The 17,447-nt window shown below is 55.1% G+C and carries 14 protein-coding genes; 9 read left to right on the top strand and 5 right to left on the bottom strand.

All coding sequences use genetic code 11. From position 1 onward, the window contains the following. The first annotated feature begins 112 nt into the window (after positions 1–112). On the top strand, positions 113–5,620 hold the full coding sequence (locus BJG93_RS12180) for a sacsin N-terminal ATP-binding-like domain-containing protein (RefSeq protein WP_154671850.1): 5,508 nt from the start codon (positions 113–115) through the stop codon (positions 5,618–5,620). An 83-nt stretch (positions 5,621–5,703) separates the two neighbouring features. Here BJG93_RS12180 and BJG93_RS12175 read toward each other — a convergent pair whose 3' ends face one another. Next, positions 5,704–7,566, bottom strand: a complete 1,863-nt coding sequence (locus BJG93_RS12175) for a site-specific integrase (RefSeq protein ID WP_027198525.1) — start codon at positions 7,564–7,566, stop codon at positions 5,704–5,706. A gap of 768 nt (positions 7,567–8,334) precedes the next feature. Next, positions 8,335–8,571 (bottom strand): helix-turn-helix domain-containing protein, encoded by a 237-nt coding sequence (locus BJG93_RS12170; RefSeq protein WP_082194656.1) that lies wholly within the window; start codon positions 8,569–8,571, stop codon positions 8,335–8,337. A gap of 215 nt (positions 8,572–8,786) precedes the next feature. On the opposite strand from BJG93_RS12170, the gene BJG93_RS12165 reads away from it, so the two are divergent. From BJG93_RS12165 to BJG93_RS12135, 8 genes are all read left to right on the top strand, one after another. Further along, positions 8,787–9,173, top strand: a complete 387-nt coding sequence (locus tag BJG93_RS12165; protein ID WP_154671848.1) for a hypothetical protein — start codon at positions 8,787–8,789, stop codon at positions 9,171–9,173. A gap of 299 nt (positions 9,174–9,472) precedes the next feature. Then, the gene (locus tag BJG93_RS12160; protein WP_154671847.1) at positions 9,473–9,685 is read left to right on the top strand and encodes a hypothetical protein; all 213 of its coding nucleotides are present in this window, start codon (positions 9,473–9,475) and stop codon (positions 9,683–9,685) included. 30 nt (positions 9,686–9,715) lie between these two features. Continuing rightward, on the top strand, positions 9,716–9,931 hold the full coding sequence (locus BJG93_RS36415; protein ID WP_027198524.1) for a BPSL0761 family protein: 216 nt from the start codon (positions 9,716–9,718) through the stop codon (positions 9,929–9,931). Positions 9,932–10,213: 282 nt separating this feature from the next. Continuing rightward, positions 10,214–10,369, top strand: a complete 156-nt coding sequence (locus BJG93_RS12155) for a hypothetical protein (RefSeq protein ID WP_154671846.1) — start codon at positions 10,214–10,216, stop codon at positions 10,367–10,369. A gap of 147 nt (positions 10,370–10,516) precedes the next feature. Then, the gene (locus BJG93_RS12150) at positions 10,517–11,047 is read left to right on the top strand and encodes an HAD domain-containing protein (RefSeq protein WP_063828928.1); all 531 of its coding nucleotides are present in this window, start codon (positions 10,517–10,519) and stop codon (positions 11,045–11,047) included. 23 nt (positions 11,048–11,070) lie between these two features. Continuing rightward, the gene (locus BJG93_RS12145) at positions 11,071–11,583 is read left to right on the top strand and encodes an HAD domain-containing protein (protein WP_071336505.1); all 513 of its coding nucleotides are present in this window, start codon (positions 11,071–11,073) and stop codon (positions 11,581–11,583) included. Between the two features lie 287 nt (positions 11,584–11,870). Then, a complete protein-coding gene (locus BJG93_RS12140; RefSeq protein WP_051374426.1) occupies positions 11,871–12,494 on the top strand; it encodes a hypothetical protein in 624 nt (207 codons plus the stop codon). Between the two features lie 199 nt (positions 12,495–12,693). Beyond that, on the top strand, positions 12,694–13,008 hold the full coding sequence (locus BJG93_RS12135; RefSeq protein ID WP_027198519.1) for a hypothetical protein: 315 nt from the start codon (positions 12,694–12,696) through the stop codon (positions 13,006–13,008). 560 nt (positions 13,009–13,568) lie between these two features. Here the strand turns inward: BJG93_RS12135 and BJG93_RS12130 are convergent. From BJG93_RS12130 to BJG93_RS12120, 3 genes are all read right to left on the bottom strand, one after another. Further along, a complete protein-coding gene (locus BJG93_RS12130; protein WP_051374425.1) occupies positions 13,569–14,300 on the bottom strand; it encodes a BON domain-containing protein in 732 nt (243 codons plus the stop codon). Further along, positions 14,297–15,526: a CHASE2 domain-containing protein gene (locus tag BJG93_RS12125; RefSeq protein ID WP_027198517.1), complete on the bottom strand. Its 1,230-nt coding sequence runs from the start codon at positions 15,524–15,526 to the stop codon at positions 14,297–14,299. Before BJG93_RS12125 ends, BJG93_RS12130 begins: the two co-directional genes overlap by 4 nt. A gap of 873 nt (positions 15,527–16,399) precedes the next feature. Then, positions 16,400–17,362: an SOS response-associated peptidase family protein gene (locus BJG93_RS12120; RefSeq protein WP_027198516.1), complete on the bottom strand. Its 963-nt coding sequence runs from the start codon at positions 17,360–17,362 to the stop codon at positions 16,400–16,402. Between the last annotated feature and the right edge of the window lie 85 nt (positions 17,363–17,447).

Raw genomic sequence — 17,447 nt, 5'->3', positions numbered from 1 at the left:
AGTATGTCGACTAAGATGGCTTCGTAAGGCGTCTGGAACGCGACAGGGATGAGCGCAGCGTAGTCGATGTTCCCAGAAGAACCTCAAACAAGCGGACGCGGGGAAGAGAAAAGTGTCAGTTGAAGATATTCAGGCAGAGGTTTCGGCAAGTCTCGAACACATTGCCGAGCTCACTGGAGCAAAATTTCGCGTCTTCATGACCGAAATCGCGGAAGGCGTCTCCAATTATCGCAGCCTGCATAGTTTGACGCAGCAGGTCGAGCATCAGTACCACGGCCGCTTTCTTATCGAGCTCATCCAGAACGCCCATGACGCATTCGATGATTTTCCGTCACGGGTCGTGCTCAATCGCGTCGAGGTTGTGTTCGACCTTGCAGATTCAGAGCACGGGACACTTTTCGTGGCCAACGACGGTCTTCCGTTCTCTCCCTCGAACTTCGAACGCCTGTCTCAGCTTGGTCAAAGCGACAAGGACCCGCAAAAGAATATCGGGAATAAAGGCATCGGTTTTCGAAGCGTGCTCGAGATTTCCGAACGCCCAGAAATCTTTTCCCGGACACGCCGAGCTAGTACGACGTTTGACGGCTACTGCTTTCGATTTCGCCCCGAAGTAGTCGAATCCATTGTCGGTCCCATGGTCGAACTCGCCGAATTCGGGACTGTTCCGGCGTCGCCAGTTGGGCGCGGACGGCTGGTCGAATGGACGGCTGATACGATTGCCAAATACCGACGCCGCGTATCAGAAAAAGGCCTGCGGTGGTTGACCGAGGAAACCAGGTACTTGTCTCCGTACCTCCTGCCTGAGCCAATCCTCTCGGCCGATAGTGGGAGCGAGATTGTCCGCCGCCTGGAATCCCAAGGTTTTTCCACTGTTGTCAGATTGCCGCTCAAGTCGACCGCGCAGCAGGTGAAGGTATTGGCTCAGATATCTGAGCTATCGGCCCGTACAGTCATATTTCTGGCGAAACTAGGAAGTCTCAAGCTAGAGGTCGTAGGCACTCGCGATACGAACTTCATACGGACGGCTACGCCGTTGTCCGATACACCCAACGCGAGTCGTGTTTTGATAACCGATGGCGAGGGCGATGAAGTCGAATATGCGGTCTGGAGCACATCGCTGCACGTAAGCGACGCGCCGGAATCGTTCCGAGAGGCGGTCGCTGCATTGCCAGGACGATGGCCAGAGATTACTGATATCGCTGTATCCATCGCTGTCCGGTCCGGGGAGGTTTCCGATGAGGGACAATTCAGCATCTACCTGCCGACACGCCTGAAGACCGGTAGCGCTGTGCACATCAATGCACCGTTCTTCGGTGACATGAGTCGCACAGCCATTCCTTTTGACGACCCCTACAACGAGCAACTGTTGAAGGCAGCTGCCGAGCTATGCGTCGAGACGATGAAAAATCGGTTAGCTGGCAAGGCGGAGTTCGAGGCAAGAGCTATCATCGATATGCTCTCGCCAGTTGGTCTGGATGCCGAACAGAGTCAGCGATGGCAAAGCCTTCTAGATGCAGCAGCAAAACGCGCGGGTATTTCTATAGAAGATGCCTCCATCGTCCTAAGCGAAACCGGGTGGACACCGTTAAGCGAAACCTCTCTAGTGCCTTCTCGCGACAGTGCTGAAGTGCTTACCGAGGCGACACTTCGGAAGTACGCGACCTTTTATATCTTTCACTCCTGCCTCGCGTCGAGAGCGGCCCAGATTAGGTCGTTGATGACAAAACGATTCCCCAAGTACGGCGCAGAACCATTGCCAGATGAGATGGCAAGTACCGTCGCCAATGCTGCGTCGACCTTAGTCTCTGGTGACTGCGACTGGAACGGGTTTTGGAGGGATGTTTCGGTCCTTTTGCCCAACGGTCAGAAAGAGCTGAAATCATTGAATATACTGCTGGGCACGGATGGAAAGCTGCATAAGGCGGACTCGGATTGCGCCGTTTTCTTCCTTCGACGACAGGGCACCCAAGATGATGGGGATATCGCCGATGAGGGTGGGGTGGCTACCATCCCCGCGTCACTTCAGGAGCATGTGGCTTTCCTGAGCGAAAAAATTCAAACCTACGAGGCTAGCCGGCCGACCGTGCAAACGCCGGTCAGGGCGTACCTCGGAAACGGCTTGGTATCGCAGTTTCGCGTCGATTCAATCTTCTCCGAAGTCTTGCTCAGACTCACGCCGAGACCGCCTCTACCACTCGAGGGCTCCCACTACGTGTTATGTCGCGACATAATGAACTGGGCGATTCGTCTTGTGGGGCAGCTTCTTGCTAGGGGTCGAAGTGCAGGCACCACCTCGAAACTGCTTCAGGCTATCCCCGTTCCGTGCGTCGGCGGCTGGTTTCCGATGTCCCACGCTTCATTTGGAGAGGGATGGGCCGGTACCTCCGGGCCACTCGTTTTTCGATATCTGTCAGGGTTGGAGCGGGAAACGGGGAGAAACGCAACCGAACGTCTTTTACTTCGCCCCGACCATGACGCTTGGGACGCTGTTGGTTTAACTGAGCGATGTAGACTTGCTCTATCGGAGGGCGGGGTATTCGACGGGCTCAGGCTGCAACCAATCAGGACGCAGGATTGGCAAAGCCTCTTTTATGCCTCGTCATGGCAGGTATCGCTTCCAGAGACTGTACCGCCAGGTTTCTCAGCCGAATATTGGTCGCAGTATAAAGCGCACGTAGAAGGAGAGGCCCGGTCGCCTTACACAAATTCTCAGCCGTACAGGTTTGACGACTTTTACATATTTCCAGGATGTCGAGAGTTCCCGGATTTGAGTGCAGAGACAAAGGCGTCGCTGGCTGAGGTGGTCTTGCACAGTCTGCCTCATTGGAAGGCCGCTCTAGCGCCCTTGGGCCTGACCAAGCAGGGCGGGCAATCGAACCGCATGCTGGTGACGAGCCCGCTCAAGCACTTCCTGGGCAGTGCGCGGTGGTTGCCGATTGCAAAAGGCGGTGCAACAGAGTGGGCATCTTTGCGTGACCGATGGCACGTTCCTGCAAACACGATGGCAGGACGAACCAAGCATTTCTCACATCTTAAACCGCTTCCACTTGTGCTGGCGAAACGACTGGATGCCGAATCTGAGCTCGCTGATAGCTTGCATTCGCTTGGCCTGCGATTCTTGAATCTACATGAGCCGACCGCTGACCCCAGCTTAATAAATGTCCTCATCGATTCCATTGGAAGCGAAGATGCCCCGGATGACAACATCCTCCTTGGCCAGATTCGGGATGCATGGAGTCAGCTTGAACCTCCCATAAATTTGCCGGCACTCCCAAAGCTACCCGTCAGGGGAGTGGACAAGCGACTTCAGGCGGTGGAGGTCTCATCAGACTCGCCGGTATATTTGCCAAATCGCGGTCAGCATGTTGCGGAGCTCGAGCGATTTGGAATTCCCGTGTTAGCGGTACACATTTCAGACGCGAATCGTCTGGCATCATGGTTCCAAAGGGCCTATGGCGATGGTGTCCGATTGACGTCCAGACTGAAGCGGATTCCGATGGTCAACGGGCGCGAGTGGAAATGCAACCACGGCGTACCCTTCGCAGACAGTGAGCTCGCATGGTTGACGTGCCCGTTGCTTGCGCTCGTCGCATTCTACGGACAAGCACGCGGGTTTCACTCTCCTGCATTCATCGAGAAAGCAGAACGGCTCAGGACATTGCGCATCGAGTGGGTGCCCTCGATGAAAATCTCCATTATGAGCGACAACAATGACCCTCTCATCGACGCCGACGTGCATTGTGCCTGGAATGCGGGTTCCCAGAGCCTCATCGCAACCGACTACTGCCGGATGCAGCCAGCGGAGCTGTCGTCTGCCTTATCGCAGGCGATTGAACGGGAAGACCTCGAGCTCCCAATTCGCCTGATACTTGGGCCGCAAACAGCAGTCGATGCCGAGCCCGACGACATAGCGGCGCTCCTTGCTCCACTGCATGTAACCGAGGAGCACCTCGGTCAGGTCCGAGAACATCTGCGGGGCGACATCGGGCACATGGCGCGACTTGTGCGAGTGCTGGTGTCTGTGCTGGAGCCGGAGTTCGAGAGCGACGAGATACTGGTGGCGCGAACCGACGACGAGCTCAGGGCGTCACTGGTTGCCGCAGGGATTCCCGGCCTCGACACGGACCTAGTCCTGAGCTTGGCCCGGGAGAATCAGGACATCTTTTCGTTTGGACGGGAAGTATCGAAGACGATGCCAGAGCGGCTCGCCTTGCCACGCTGGAACGACACTCTCCGTGAAATTGGTATGGCACCAATAAGCAACCGCGAATGGCTGCCACAATTCAAAGTTTGTATCGAAAGTGCGGCAAGCACTGTAAAGCGAATTGTCGCGGCCCTCATACGAGGGGGAAGCGAGGCATCGATGGCAGACTTTATCGCGGACTACTCGAGCTTGGAAAAACGCGTTGACCTTGCGCAAATGATGTGGGAGGTGAGTTTTCTGGTAGCCATGCGGTATGTCGGCGAGTTGATTAATAGCTATTCAAACCAGCCTGAGGTAAGCGCAGCATTCAACCAGTCCAACTCACTCGCAAGGCTTGTCGAGAACGCCAACGCTATTGGCATTTCATTGGATATCGACCCGGACGAATGCGTTATGCAAAACGGTCAGCTCGTCGAGAAACTGGGAAAAGGGATTGAAAGAATTCGTCTGGCCTGGTGGCTTAACGCGTCCACGTCAGAAAAACTTCCGCAGTGGCGCAGTTTGGGCGACATCTACGAGAGCGTTGTGGCGTCGCGTCTTCTAAGGGACGGAAGCGCATTCTTCTGGACCGAATCGCAGGTCTTGCAGCTGTTCCATACGGCTAACGTGCATGCAGAATTCACAACATTTCATGCCGCGATGAGGTCGGCAAAGAATTTGCGCGACCTTCAATTGAGCCTCAACGTATCAGACGCCGAACTGGAAACCGCTCGCACGCGGCTTGCTAGCCTCCAGCTCGAAACGATACGGGCGAAAAACACTGTTGACGTGTGTGGTCAATCGTTTGATAGTTCTGAAGATAACCGGCACGCACTTTGGACATTGCTACAGGCCCGGATTTCCGATTCTGAAATTGCCGGTAAGCCGCCGCTCAATCTGGCCACAACAGTTCCTCTGACGCGGTTTGAGCCGAGCAAAGAGAATCCCAATCCGAAAGTATTCGGCACATCAGCATCCCTTCCGGCTCGTCGGCCGAAATCCGTCGACGAGCTGGTGGGTCTGGCGGGAGAAATCTTCGTATTTAGAATGCTGCAGGCACAGTACGGTAGTGACATTGTGTCTGCTTCGTCCTGGATTTCGGACAATAGTAAATATGTGTTTCCGACCAACGTGCGGGATGACACCAGGGGATGTGACTTTTCGTTTTCTGCAAATGGGCGGCTGTTTCGTGTCGAAGTAAAGGCGACGACTGGCACGGAGCAAACGTTCACCCTCGGCTCTTCTGAAATCCGCCTAGCGATGGAGCTGGGCAAAAAGGCCCGGCGAAACCGGGAACGCTTCGTTTTGGTTCATGTGATGCAGGCGCTAAGCGCCTCTCCAGTTGTTGCTGTACTTCCTAACCCCTATGACGGGAGATTCTCGGACATGTTCCGTATCATCGAGGCTGACGCGCGTGTTAGATACCAAAGGAATTGAATCATCACGACACAGGCGCGATTGGCACGATTAGTTCAAAGGAATCCTCTTGCGGCCTTAGCCGCAAGAGGCGCGCTAGAATTCTATTTCCTCGGGACCTTTTGCATGTGTTCCTCCCAACGCCCGAATGAATCGTCTTGTCTCAGGTGAGCATAATTAGTCATCACGGTCTCAAGGCGGTCGTGCAGTAGCAGCGCAACCGTCGGAAAATCATTCGGGTGCTTCCGTAAGTAGTCTGTGGGCACCAAGTGCCGTAAGGCGTGTGGACTGAATCCGGGCGTTTCCGGGATAAGTCGCCGGGTCAGGTCTTCGACCTGCTTGCTTATGTTTTCCCATAACGTGCCAGTCCGGCTAGGAAAAACCCAAAGCGCTGACGGATTGTTCTTGAGTAGGCGTGGTCGAAATTCCTCCAGATATTCTTCGATGCGGGCAGAAATGTCACGAGGCAGGGGCGCATCGTAAGCCTTGTTTGCCGCACCCCGCTCATTCTTGAAATCGCTGGCTTCAAACCGGAGACGCCAACCATCCTGGCGCTGATACAGATTGCCGGAGCCGTCCTCAGCGTATGACATCAAGACATAGTTCCGACGCCTGAGCGGGTTTGCAACCAACATCGAAAGCAGGAGCGCATTTCTTTTGTGAACTGCTTCGTCACGACTTCCCGGTGCGGCCGAAGCGGCTTGCTCGTCCAGCGACTGGATAGCTCGAAAGACGGGTGTTAGCGGTTCCGACAGCGCCAACAGCGCACGAATTGGCTCCTCGGGGTTACGGGACATCCCTGTGGCTTTGTCCTTCCATTCGCGCGCAAGAAAGTAAGTCTCATCGCACATCGTCTCAAACGAACTGGACGAGAAATGGGCTGGCAGCCGTTGTGCGAAGCGCGGTTGCTGGTACAAATATCCGTGGTCTCTCGTGGTCAAGCTACAGACGAGACTGGCGAAATTCTTCTGGCCCCGATGGATAACGCCCGCCGAACGCCTAGTCATGAATTCAAGGTATGAGTTGACAGCCTCGGGCACGGCCAGCCATGCTAGTGTCATGACCTCCTCCGGACGGAGACCCATCCCACCCTCCGAAGCCGGCTTACAAAGAAAGCCAAGATATCTCCGCACTTGGCCGAACGTCATGTCCGCCGTCACACAACCAAAATCCCCCGATAGTGCGGCAGCACAAAGCTGCGTAGCGAGCTTCGCTTTCGGCAGACAGCGCCAAACGCTGCGCCTAGACCGCTTGAGCCGGGTATGAACGGCGGTTTTGTACCTGAAAAATTCTCGCCATTCGTGCATAAAGTCGGGAGATAAGTCTGCTTCATCAAGAGCAAAGCGGTCTTGAGTGAGAGCCTTGTGACGAGCGCGATAGGGAATCGTCTGCGACGTCGGCGCTTTAATACAGTCCGGCAAACGGGACGGAGGCAATAGGTCCCTGAGTTCATTCCTTTTGAGACCCAGCGCGTGTTCAATCCGAGTTAGCGAAGGGAGGGCACGTTCGTTGGGGAGGGCTCCCTTTAACCACCGTGCTATTGCTGACGTGGAGGCACCGGCTTTTCGCGCAATTGCTTTGGGGGCTTGGTCCTGAGATGCGACGGCATTGCGCAATGCTTGAGTGAAATCGGTTATCTTATTCTGCCTTTTCTGCGCCCTCATCGCTTCGCCATTACTTCGGAGGAAGTGTACGGAGACTTCCCACGCTCGAAGATGGCTGCGCCTGTCTGAGATGGTGCGCGGGGCAAGTTGCAGCTGCTCAAGGTATTTTCGCGAGCGCTTATCAAAGTCCGCGAGCATCTCAACACCCACGTTAGAGTCGACGGTTTTCCCGTTGTATGCCAAATAAGAAACCAATGTGCTGAGGTGATTTTTAAATATCTGGTTCTGAGACTTCTTGTTTCCGTCTTTGTCAATGTTAAGCGTTTTGTGGTGGTTTATCAAATCTTTGTAGGTAATCAGCATAGGTGCATCGTCTGAGCCCCGCGATGCTTGCCATGTGCTTACGTTATCCGCATACGTGACGGTGTAACGAACATTTCCTACATCATTGAAATGTATGGAGTTTTTCATCGTCGCCACACCATACGATTATGAGTCGTATGGTGTGGATTTCGTTACACCGGCTTCATGGCAGGCGCGAGGCAATTAGCGGTGCACTGTATAGACCAAACCCACCGAATTTTTTAGCCGATGTTGTAATAGCTGGCCGTGCTGGTCCTCGCGTGGGGACGCTCGTGCAGTCCTTGGTTCTATTTTCGCAAGCCTGCAATTCGACGAGATGTGGGAGTCGGGCCTCGACGATAAAACTGATTCGCTACTTAAGAGAAAAGAGTTTTTCCTAGCCTAATCAAGTTTTCGCCTTAAAGTACTTTATATTCTAAGTTTGTCATTTTTGCGAAAGAAGTGTTTTCCCATTGCGACGCCATAGGCGTCACTTGTTAGCCAGACGGCCGTGTCAGAATTAAAACGTGCGCTGAGGCGACCAGCGGTGGCGGTACCAACGCAGCTCGAATGAGCCGGACGAAGAATAGGGCAGGGCTGAAGATGCAACGCGCGCGCACTCCTTTTGGTATGCGATGTCACCACGCACGTGAGGTCTGTGTTGTCATCGTGCGGCGGTAACAGCATGTGCAGGACGAAATCTTGTGTCGCCAAACCCGCTTCGCACCCAACGATTCATGGAAAGGCTTCGCCTATGTTGCCACGCGGCTGCGGGACTGTTGCGCGCCCTCACGGGATAAGCAGAGTTGCCGGCTCTTCGCCGAGTGCTTCTGCAATCCTCTGCAGATTGTCTATCGTAATGTTAGTTACCGCCCGCTCGACCTGACTGACGTACGTTCGATGAAATCCGCACACCTCGCTTAACCTTTCTTGGGACAGCTTCTTTTCTAATCTTAACCGCCGCACGTGTTCCGCCAGACGGCGTCGGAGCCATGGGTCAGTAACTTTGTTATCAATTTCGCTCATTTGAGCAGATTCGCCGAACGCAGCCCATCCGTCTACTCATCAAACTTCTACTTTGTTTACATCTACTGCGTAAACATCTACACTACATGGGTCGGGCGGTATTCCATCGTCGTACCCTCCGATGTCGAGGCGGGAAGTCTCGCTGAATCCAGCGGCAACCGGCGGCCTATGGTCGCTTTGTCCGCAGGACGAGCTAGGGTAAGGAAGCAAAAAGTATGGTCTATATATTTTTTTGTGTCAGTGGGGCCCTCGGCCCACTAAACCTGAACACCACGGTGCCACATCGCCATGGAGCGAAGGCGAGCGTGCGCCCGCTCGACCGCGATGTCGCGCTATTGACAAAGACGCTTCGCGCGTACCCGGGCACGGTCGTCGTTGCGGGCAACTCGTGGCCGTTCTATTACGACTTGGAGTCAATGCGACAGGCTTTTTCGGAACTCGGGCCACGAGTTGTCAACGCCGTCAATACGCTGGCGGACAAGCAAGAGGAAGCGGTGCTGGACTTCATGTCGAATCGTACGGAGCCTTTCGTCGTTCTCGCTTCACCGGAGTTCGAATTCTCTGGAGCTGACCAAATCGCGGCGCGTCGACATCGACGCTAGGTTCGGATTCGATGAGGCCGCGCGTTCAGCGCTTCTGGCGCAACTGCGGAAAATTGGAGAGCCGGCCATGCGCCCGCTCTCGTACAACGACATGCTGCGTGCAACGGTCTCCGGTCATGCGCTGCGGCGAACTGAACAAATGCTCTCACGCGTGCATGCAAGTGAGGACGTTCAGTTTCAGAGTAGGCTCCGCTCGATTCTTGGTGAGGGGTGAACATGCAGACAGAACACAACCTCTACGCAGGATTAAAAAGTTAGTTTAGCGAAGCATACATAGGACAACGCACTCGGTAACAAACATGTCTTCATTTCACTCGTCGGGTCCGCCGAAAAGCGATGAAGCAGACAAGGCGTTAGCGAAAATTCTCGAGCTAGGCCAAGGCGATATTGAAGATGGAAACTTCCGGGATATCAATGAGTTTTTTGCTGAACTGGATTCGGAGCAACACGACGTTGATACGCGGGGTGACCTGCTGGACGATTTGATGGACGGACAGCATGCGAGTGAGTGAGCTTGACCGTCTTCCAAATAGGACCACGCCATGACTACGCCCGTTGAGAGAACAAGAGCCCTCAGGGAAGCGGGACGGTTGCTTTACCTACTCTCTCGGTTGCCTTCGGAACTCGATGGTCTCGGTTTGCGGGAGTTGGCGGTTCGCGTCCTCAGACACTACCCTGACGACGGGATGGTTCAGCTGATTGCCAGCCAGACGACATGGCTGGAGTGGAGAGAACGCGTCGGAAAAGATATCACTTGATGCGGCGACGCTATCGTCGAGCAAATGCGCGCGGGAAACTGACGTTTTGTCTTGATAAAGGTGGTAAAGATGACACCAGAGAACGAGCTCAAGCCCATTTCGTTCTTCAAGATACCAAGTACACCTTGGTTTTATGTCTGCTATGGCGCTCAAAAGGGCCCTGGCAGTGGAGGCGGGTATGTTGTGCAGACATATTCCGACCTGTACAGGTTGCTTACGGGTGAGACCGACGACAAAATTGAGCCGGTTGTATATCTCTGTTCGAGCGAAAAAGGAGGGCGAATGTCGTTCAGACGAGTCGTCGCATTACGACCGGCGCGACGGCCGGACATGCACGCATTTGAACTCGAAGATGGTCAGGCTGTGCTGTGGGTCGACGGGGAGACGAGGGCTACGGCCTACATTGAAATCGGTGGCCGCGTGTCGTTGGTCGAGTAGAGAGCATCAAGCTCAGGCGGTGAACATGCAGTTGAGTAGGCGTCAAGTGCAACCATCGACCCGACGACACCACCTTCTTCTTAGGATGACCTGCAGCGAGCGGACCGAGGGCATACGTTCAGCAGGTGCCAATGACCGTGGATGTAGATGTTGTGCGCCTTTATGAGTGAGAGCAACGATACGGATGAAAAGACGCGCCGGGAGGTGATGTTTTTGGACTTTGATGGAGTTATTCACCGTCTTGGCGCGGTAAGGACCCAGCACGGAATACGGAGCGCGTCTCCTTCAATCACTTTGTTCGAGTTCGCCCCGGTGTTGGTTGAGCTTCTGGAGCCGCACGTTAGAGTGGAAATAGTCCTCTCAACATCGTGGGTACCTGCTCTTGGATTTCAGCGAGCGAGAGACGCGCTGCCAGCCACGCTTCGGAATCGAGTTGTCGGCGCGACGTATCACTCGAAATTTGCAGACGCGGACGGGTGGCCGACGATGGAGCGCGGGAGGCAGGTGCTGCGCTATGTCTGGACGCATCGTCTGACCAGATGGCTCGCAATTGACGATGACGTGAAGGGTTTCGGTGACCAGCTCTCACATGTCGTCCAATGCGATGAGAGTTTGGGTCTCGGTGACATCGGAACTCAAGATGCGCTGCGCATTCGACTCGCGGAGCAATTCGGATAGCGCGATTCTTTGGGAGGAGAACGATGCGAAAAGTGCTGTTTTTGGATATCGATGGAGTGCTGCATCGAGGCGTCGCTCGTCGAGCCGGCAACCGGGTGGTAAGCAGCTCCCCAGAAGTAGCACTGTTTGAATATGTTCCGGTGCTCGACGATTTGCTACGTCCTTATTCTGATGTAGAAATTGTGCTTTCGAGCGACTGGTCCGTTGTTCTCGGGACGGAGTTCACGCGAAACGCGATTCCATCTCCACTAGTTAGGGAGCGCATAGTCGCTGCGACGTTTGACGGCTGCGCAAGCAACCCGCTTTTTTGGCCGGTTCTTACACGCGGTGGACAAATCCTTGACTACGTCGCGAGAAATGAGCCTCTCAGTTGGTTGGCTGTCGACGACCGTACCGATGGATTCGAAGCGCACCGTCACAGACTCGTACACTGTCAGACTGAAGTCGGCTTGGGTGACTGCGCAGTTGTCGAGAAATTCCGCGAAATGCTACAGCATTGTTTCGGGGACGCGCTCAGATATGACGCCGAGAACTAATGCGAGCAGGAAATCAGCGAAGCGTCGTGAAGGCGCTGGCTTGATACCTAAGGGCCGAGGGAACCGACGGGTCAGGAAACAACTAGCCGAAGCAATCGACCTGGTTCTCGCTCCTCTCGTCGATGAGCTTACTCCTCGCAGGTATGTCGAGCTGATGATAACGTCCAGCGTCGAGCTTGGTCGCGCGGTTAAGAAAGCTATTCTGGACGAACAATTTGACCAGCGACGAAAGAGCCGGCTGAAGGGTAAGTAGCGGGGAGAACATTGATGCGGGTGCGGAGGGGGGAATGTCTATCTATCTTGAGGCAGCTGGAGATGGCCCTGACATCGTTTGGCTAAGTAGCTGGTCGATACGCGAGTCACATGACGGTGCGAAGCACTTTGTGGGATACAGTCAGGAAACGCGTAGTGGGCGTGTCAGCACGAAGATTGTTCAACTAGATGGAGCCACTCGTACAGCGGGCACGTTGAGTGGACGAATTTACCAGCTCGTCGGTCGGAGCGGATATCACCCGGATGCCGAATACGTGTTTAGCACGGTCGCGAACGGAATCGGAGGCGGTAAGGCATGGCGAGACGTGACGGCAGAGCTGATTCCTGATTGTAACGACCGCACGTGTGTAACAGCGAACCCTGACGAGGTAGCGTTAGACGCAGCCGCACGTTTGCTCTTTCTGTCGCGCCTATATTTGAGGTCGCTGATTGCTGATGGCAAGATTCCAGCTCGGGTAGGCGACGACTCCGTGCAATGGATACCGATTGGCGCTCTGAAGGACTATCGCGCGAGGATGCGCACCGAGCAACAAGAGGCGCTCATTGCTCTGATTGAGACCTCGCAACGGATGGGGCTTTACGACGCCGAAGCTGAGGAGCTTCCAGAGCATCAAAAGCGTGACGTAGACAACGAATAGGTCTTCCTCAACACGGACGGTCTGTTCTATCGTTGTTTGGCGGTGAAGATAGAAAAGCGCGCGACCGTCGAGGCGATGCAAATGCGGTTTGTTCGGTCACGTGTCCGTTGAAAGGGGGGCGATTCATCTATGGACGAAGGGAGTAGTGCATTGTTTCGACTGCTCGCGTCCAAGCAGCGACATGCGAAGGGAGCCGAATATGAAAGTTTGCGAGCTGGTTGCTCTTCTGCAGGGCGTTGACCCGCACAGCACTGTGCTGTTCCTCGAAGATTATTCAGACTTGAGCGAGACAGATGAGATTCTAGACGTCATCGTTCCTGACCAACCTTGGACTTATGAGACAGGGCGCTGCGGTCGGGAGCTGTACAGCGTGCGATATCCAGAAACGTTCGAGCAGCGCAGCGAAGCAGATGGTTACCGAGACGTTGTACACACGGCCGAACGGGTCGTCCTGCTCGTGAACGGCGTTAGCAACTTTCGGCGGATGAGCTTGCCGGAGCGCCCACACCGCTGAGAGGGCTGGACGATTCGAAGACCTAGCGAACTGTCGAAGGTCAACATGAAGCTCACGCTAATTCACGCGCACTGCCGCGCGGCCACGTTGTCGTGTACTGGCTTGCTTCGATAGTGCTGTCAGCGATAAGGGAAGGTACTTGTTCATCCAGCTTTAGCGAGTCGGTTTGGTCCCGACGGCGACGACGCCAGTCACCAACGCAGCTCTTGCAAGCCTTACACCATTGACACGGCTAATTGCCGGAAGCCAAGCCGCCGACACACGCCGGGCCGCTGGTTGCCCCGGGGCTGGCGCTTCCATTACTGATTCGCCCTTCGCTCTTCCAGAGTGAGGTATCTCGGCACCGCAGTGGTTTAATACCCGCGCTGTCGCGGCGGTCTTCTTTCACTGCCACCGGTTGCAAGAGCTCGGGTCCGCCTTACCCTAATGCTCCGATGATTCTGCTCCAAGTTGGCCCTCGGAAATTGGGGCGGACTTGGCGGCCACCCCCTCCTCGTGGCCGCGCTTTTGCTCCAGAGCGTCGCTCACAGCGCATTTCACGACAAGACGCTGGGGTTGCTTCAGTTTCCGGCCGGTTCAGATTTCAGGGCGTTTTTAACTGACGTCACGCCTTTCACACCGCTCGCCACGTCAGTAGCCCGGTTAATCTGGCTCTGTTCGGGGACAGAACCGTGTAAGGTAACTTCGCCGTTCTTAGCCTGGACATGGATATTTTGCGCGTCGAGTCCATCGGCTCGGGCAAGGGCTTTGTTTACGCTGGAATCCAGTTTGCGGTCTGCCTTGTTTGCCGCAAGGTGTTTGTGCGCCCGAGTTGACGGTTCGGTTGGAAGAATCTGTGCTCGCTGCTCGACGTCGGCCGCTGCACCGGCTCCCCCCGACATCCCGACCACTGCGTTGTCAGGTGTGTGAACAGCCCCGTACGTTCCCAGCCGGGTCCGGCCCGGTTGCTGTCGTATGGAGGCACCCGGTAGGGCCACGGGCTCCCAGTCTTCTCCCGCAAGCTCGAACTGTCCATCCTTGCGGTCTTTCCCGTCCTCGCTCAAATAAACGGCTGTACCCTTAGCCGAGCCGATACAATGCACCCATTCATCGGCTTTGATGTACGCATTCTGATTGAGTGGCCGTCGTTGCTCCTGGTGACCTGCCGGACAAGCCTCGCAGACGCCTCCTTTGGTTACCGTAACGACTCGGGCAATGTCTTTGGTCTGTAAGACCTCGGTAGTCTGAGCACTGGTTTCAGCGAACACAAGACTAGTCGCACCAACGAAAGTGATTAACGGCAAGGTTTTCATGACGCCTCCTCAAAGTCGCCACCTGTCCATTTCGGGAAGAGTTCCTTCACATGCGGAGGCAGGGCATAATGCAAAAGCAGTCCTAACGCCACCCAAGCTGCATCAAGCCATAAAATGTTGAAGTAGGTTATTGCAATTAACGCAATGACCACTAGCAGGATGGCGGCGACAATCAACGCATACTGTTCTGCCAGTCGCACAATCTTGGCCTTGATGCCTCTCGATTGAGGTTGATATCGCGTCTGAAGCCAGACCGCAAATAAGAAGATGCCCCCAAGCAAGATATCCAGCACGACGCTGGTCAACTTGTTGAATTCGTAGATGGGTGCAAATCCAAAGGTATACGCGGCACTCGCGTGATAAAGAACACCCGGTTGTTCTTCTTTTCTTCCGGGCGCAAAGAACCTGTCGGTGCTGTCAATCACTCGGGGGTTGTCCGGGTTGATGTCCCCCAGCAATACAATTTTCCCCTTGAAATAGTGAGGGATGTTTGCGGCTCCGGTAGGGTCCTTCTCAGGTAACCAGATGCTCTCCCGCGTCATTTGCCCGAGCTTGCTAAAATTCACCAGCTGCACTCGCTCAGGTTCTCCGACGGGTTCCACAACAAGGGATAGCCAACTCCCCGGCTGTGGGAATGCCCCCTTCGAATGGGTCGTCACGTACTTCTGCGCGAGTGCATATCCCATCGACGGAAGCTCAGTTGCTCCAGCTTTTCCCGAGTAGTGTGTTTCCGCTCTTGTTAGGCGGGCATCTTCAATGATTGGCGCTGAGCCGATATAAGCTGCGAGGCCCTTGAACTGACTCGCGCCAAGCCATGCGTTGGGACTAAGGTCCGCATTGTGGAAAACGCCCAGAACGACGGGCATCTCTGGCCACTGCTGACAATGAGAAAAGAATTTTGGGTCGCTGTACTCGCCGTGCGGGACGCGCCAGCCTGTCGGGCCGGGCGAAAAATCGTTGTCGATGCCTACAACAGCCGCCTCCGCGTCATGCAAACCATCAATGATTTCCCAGAGTTTTTGGCGGTCCAGCGGCTGCGTGGGCGTTCCCCCGGCAATCTCGCCAATGTCCATTACTACGACCTGCAGACGCTCAGCCGTGGTATCGGGCAGAAACGCCTCGAGGTAAGCAAACGACCAGGCTCGCAGATAGTCAGCAAACCCCGAATTCGACAGGCTGTTTTGTACGATGAAAATGACAGCCATGATAATCAGCGCTGTCAGCATGCGACGGCGGCGCGCCGCCTTCGGCGTAAGCCGTCTCGTGGAGCGCGAGGTGGACTGACGGTGTGTATCGGAGGCTCGGTCCGTCCCGACGAAACCGTCAGACGAATCGGTCGACCGTCGCGGGCTGTTGGCAGCAGTGGTTGACGGCTGCGGAGTTTCTCCCGATTCCCGTGCTTTCCGGGAGGAAGCTTCTTCCGGTTCTGTATTCACCGGCCACCTCTCACCAATCAAGCGCGAATTGGATGCGCAATCCAGAAAGGCACCCTAACCTTGTTTGGAATGCTTAACCTCCATACTAATTCAGGCAGGTCCGGGCGTCACGCCCCTAACCGATGCCCGGGGAAAAGCGCCACGCGGCTCTTGCATCTTGCAAGAAATAGCCTGCGGAGCTGGGACCGTACGGAGGCTTGAAAATTAAACGAGACCGGCGTTTTACTTAGCGGAGACGGAACGGGCCCGAATAGAATTCCTGGAGAACCGGTACGGTGAACATCTGCGTGATGAAGTGTCCTGCCGCACGAAAATCCTGCGGCGAGAATCCATCGACACCGTTGCTGTTGCTGCGCGATTCTCCTTGTCGAATCCAGACCAGAAACCGGCATACACTCGCACGCGGTCTCGCTTCACGCCGACAAAGCTATTTAGTTTGCGTACAACAACGTAAAACGTATCGATACGCAAACTAATTAGTACGCGCTTTCGCGGCTTCTTCGAGGGGACAAGTTGTGCCTATGCTTTCCTTGAGCCGGACGTCGGCTGCGAGGCAAAGACTCACGTCGTGCACAGAAGTATGCGGCAAAGCTCGGACCACTGTCCCGACATCCCCAAATATCTTTGGCAAGGAAAACGGTTCGCCCTGACGGTTTCCGCCTGTTATGCCGCGAGCCGGTGCTCATAGCATGGCCGGTCCCTGTCATCAAGTATCGCGTACATGCGCTCAAGCTCCGATGCTTCAGGGTTGAGCCACGCGTCGATATTCTCAGGTTTGATAGGAATGATGCACCGGTCATGCCCCGCAGCGGCAACCTCTGGCGGGGGCTCGTCTGTAATAGCCGCAAATGAGAGGAGGTCTGGCTCATTCGGCGCACTCCATCTCGACCACAGACACGCGACGTGCATCAGTTCGCCGTTGCTTGGACGGAACTCGAGAACAACATTCTCATCGCGTTCGTGTGTCTCCAGCAACGTTCCCTCGAACTTTGCCTTGCTCACATTCTCGTAAAACACTTCGACGAGCAAGACGCCATGGGTGCGCCCGAAGCATGGTCTCCAGAAGCCCTCGAGGTTGTCCCGGCGAGCGTTATAAGTCCCAGGAAATTTGACATCGTAAGAAGCAGGCTTGCCGGCGATGCGGCACTGGTAACGCATTGGCTTCACGACGCGCTTTCCGTTTTCCATAACCATCACGGGCGCATAGCTCGCGGGGAATATGCGGGAGTCTCGCGGCTGCAGTTCGGCTCGCTGCAAATCGTCAAGCTTGCTTTTGGTCCACGCAATCTTGTCAGTCGCGATGCGCTGGTGTTCCGTTGCCGCTTTGGTAGCCTTGGTCTGCAAGGCTCTTTCCGCATCGGCCAGACGCTTGCGCTGCTTGAACAGTTCCTGTTCCAGCTTCGTTGTTTGGTCAGAATTGAATCTGCGGATAAGCGCTGAAATCTCAGCCTGCTCTTCATTCTCTGGATACGCGAAAGCATGTTCCATCGCTTTCGGAACTTTGGCCTTGCTTATACCCTCGGCGCGTTCGAAGAACAGACGTGCGAACTCGTGGATGTCCATCGTGGCACCGAAGGTGCGTACGAACCTCCTGTAATCCGCAACTATCTGGGCCGAATAGCACATGCCTACCTCCGTTGAGGAGAATGATAATACTGCAGCTCGCGCAGGCGCAGCGTTGGAGCATTGCGATTTGAGTAGTCCCTTCGGT

The organism is Paraburkholderia sprentiae WSM5005 (genome assembly GCF_001865575.2).
GTDB lineage: Bacteria > Pseudomonadota > Gammaproteobacteria > Burkholderiales > Burkholderiaceae > Paraburkholderia > Paraburkholderia sprentiae.
Note: the sequence above shows the minus strand (reverse complement) of the source record. Positions and strands in the feature narration are given on the sequence as shown.